The sequence below is a fragment of the Thermovirga sp. genome (assembly GCA_012523215.1).
GTDB lineage: Bacteria > Synergistota > Synergistia > Synergistales > Thermovirgaceae > 58-81.
Map to the genome: position 1 here is coordinate 1 of JAAYIZ010000067.1, position 2,906 is coordinate 2,906.

Consider the following 2,906-nt stretch of genomic DNA (forward strand, 5'->3'; position numbering starts at 1 on the left):
CTCAGCATGGGTTCGGCGTAACCCTTCAGCACCGAGAATTCATAGACCAGGGCCGAGTTGAACATCTCGTCGGCCAGTTCCTGGTAGGGGAAAATGTACTTGTGAGCGCCCCGGATGACCGACGGCCATTGCGCCAGGGTCATGCCCGCGCTTTTTCCCCTGAGCCACCGGTCCCTCACAAGCCTCCGCAGCAGCCTGTTGTCGGTGGTGCTGGTCCTGTTGTGCCTGTCCAGGCTTATGCCTGTGAGGGGAGACACGTAGATGCTGAACTTGAGTTCCGGGGGGATCGAGCCCGAGACCCTGCTGTTGAGGCCGTGGATCCCCTCGATGATAAGGATATCCCCGGAGCCCATCCTGACCCTGGGGCCCTGCTCGCGTTTGCCCGTGAAGAAGTTGAAACGGGGGAGAGTGACATCCTTCCCATCGAGCAATTCCTCGAGGTTTTGGTTTATCAGCTCCAGGTCCATGGCGTCGATGGTCTCAAAGTCGTGATCGCCCCGGGAGTCGAGGGGGGTCCTCTCCCGTTCCAGGAAGTAGTCGTCCAGGGAAACCACGATGGGCCTGGCCCCCATGGCCCTGAGATGGATGGCCAGCCTCCGAGCCGTGGTGGTCTTGCCCGACCCGGAGGGGCCGGAGATGCGGATCAGCCTTTTTTTATGACCCGCTGTTATCCGTTCCGACATGCTGTTGAACTTCTGGCTGTGAAGGGCCTCGCTGACCAGCACCAGTTCGCTGGCCCTGTCTTCTATGACCTGGCCGTGGAGGTTCTCCATGGTCCGGACTCCCAGGATCTGCAGCCAGCCGCTGTACTCGTTGAAGACATCGGCCAGTTTCTCCGCAGGGGTAAAGGGAGGCAGCACGAGGGGGTAGGCGACGGTGGGAAACCGCATCACCATTCCGTCCCGGAAAGGGATCAGGTCCCAGGATGAGAGACAGCCCGTCGTCGGTGCCAGGGGTCCGTAAAAAAACCCGTAGACGCCGTCGCACTGGTAGAGGGCTACGGGGTCCACGCCGGCATACTTGAGGAGGTCCGCCGTGTCGGGCTCGTTCTGGAGGTGCAGTATCCTTTCCGCGGCATCGATGCTGAGGACCTCCCTTTTTATAGGGAGGTCTCTGCGAATGATCCTCTCCAGGGCTTCCCGGACCAGGTCGGTCCGCTCCTTCCGGGCCGGCCCTGACTGCAGTTCACAATAATAGCCGTCACTGATGGAGTGCCGGACGAAGACATCCTCTCCCAGGGCGCCGCGGCACGCAAGGGAGAGGACGAAGGCCAGGGTATCCCTGTAGACGGACATCCCCTCGAAGGAGGAAGTGTCGACGAAATCGACGAGGGAGTCTTCCCGGAGGGTCCAATCGAGGGGCCTGAGGTAGCGGTTCACATGCCAGGCCACGATCTTCCTGGCGCAACCGGCGCCCACCTTCTCGAGGAGGTCCTGGCCGGTGGCCGGGGGTTCGAGGCTGTAGGTTCCCCCACCGACTACCTTGACCGATATGGCCATGGCCTAGGTATTCTGCCCTTCACCGGTCTCCTGGCAGGGCGGCTCGTCCACGGTGGTCCCTCCCGCCGAGGGCGCGGGACCGCCGGGTTCCTTCCCTTGGACCACCTCGAGATCGGGGGTGCCCGCCCATTCGTGGAAGGAGGAATCGTAGTTACGGGCCTTGCCGTAACCGGCCATCCGCATGACCATCACCAGGTAGGCGGCCCTGACGCCGGCGGTGTCGTAGACGGCGATCTCATCATCGGGATCAAGACCGTAACTCGAGAAGACGGCGTTGAGTTCCGACACTTCCCGAATGGTCATGTCGGGCTTGAAGACCACATCCCAAGGCATGTTGATCGCTCCGGGGATATGTCCTCCCCTGCGCTCCTGGAAGACCCTGCCGCCTTCATACTCGAAGGGTGTCCGGGCATCGATGACCTTGATCTCACCGAGTTTTGACGTCAGCCACGGCGTGGTAACCTTGTACCCCCCCTGGAAGGCTTTTATGGAGAAGGCCACGGCCTTGGGCTTGGTGGCTGTCGTGGAGGCCTTGCCCCCGGCGGCGAGCCATGCGTTGTATCCGCCATCGAGGATGCGGACGTTCTCTATCCCGGACAGGCGGAACACCCAGGCCGCCCAGCCCTCCTGCCCCCAACCACCACAGTCGCCGTAGACGACGATGGGTTTCTTGCCGTTGATCCCCAGGGCTCCGATTTTCTTTGCCAGGGTATCCTGGGGGAAAATCTCACCCCAGCCGGGATTGCCGGGTTGGCCCTTCACGTTGGCGAAGTAGGTCCACTCGGCGTTCACCGCCCCGGGGATATGCCCTTTGGCGTAGAGCGTGGAGGCCCTGGCGTCGATGAGGATCAGCTTGGAGGCGTTCTCCTTGACCCAGGGGGCGTCCACGAAGAGGGTGGTTTTCGAGGGGGCCGTCTCCGCTCCGAAAGCGGCGGGAACAAGGCATACAAGGATAGCTAGGACTAGCAGAGAGGTCTTTCTCAAGATCATCATCCTTCCCTTTCGGTGTTAGGGGGTCGAAATCGAAACGATCCCGACCCTGATATTCTAACCTCCGCGGCCGAATCGGTCGATGGGGAAGGGAACCCAAGGGCGTAAAAGGCAAAGAGGACAACCGTGAATCGAGAGTCGTGAATCATGAATCGCAAGGTCAAATTCGAAGGCGATTATTTTGCTCTTGCGATTAACAACTCGCGATCCACGGCCCTTACGACTTACGGACCTTACGATTTACGATTCACGGATTTTATCTCATTTCCCGTTCGGGTCCCACCGCTTGGCAAGGCCCTGGGTGATACGGTCGATGACGATGCCCATGATCACGATGGATATCCCCGCCTCGAAGCCGCGCCCCACGTCGATGCGGTTGATGGCCATGAGCACCTCCTGGCCGAGGCCCCTGGCCCC

Annotated in this window: 3 protein-coding genes; all 3 read right to left on the minus strand. The window is 61.0% G+C overall.

Annotation, left to right across the window (positions count from 1 at the left end):
- Positions 1 to 1,499: nucleoside kinase (locus GX108_02105; GenBank protein ID NLO55840.1), on the minus strand; the 1,499-nt coding region annotated here is incomplete at its 3' end.
- 3 nt (positions 1,500 to 1,502) lie between these two features.
- Positions 1,503 to 2,492, minus strand: coding sequence for a sulfurtransferase (locus GX108_02110; GenBank protein NLO55841.1), 990 nt, complete (start codon positions 2,490 to 2,492; stop codon positions 1,503 to 1,505).
- Between the two features lie 258 nt (positions 2,493 to 2,750).
- Positions 2,751 to 2,906: choline ABC transporter permease subunit (locus GX108_02115; GenBank protein NLO55842.1), on the minus strand; the 156-nt coding region annotated here is incomplete at its 5' end.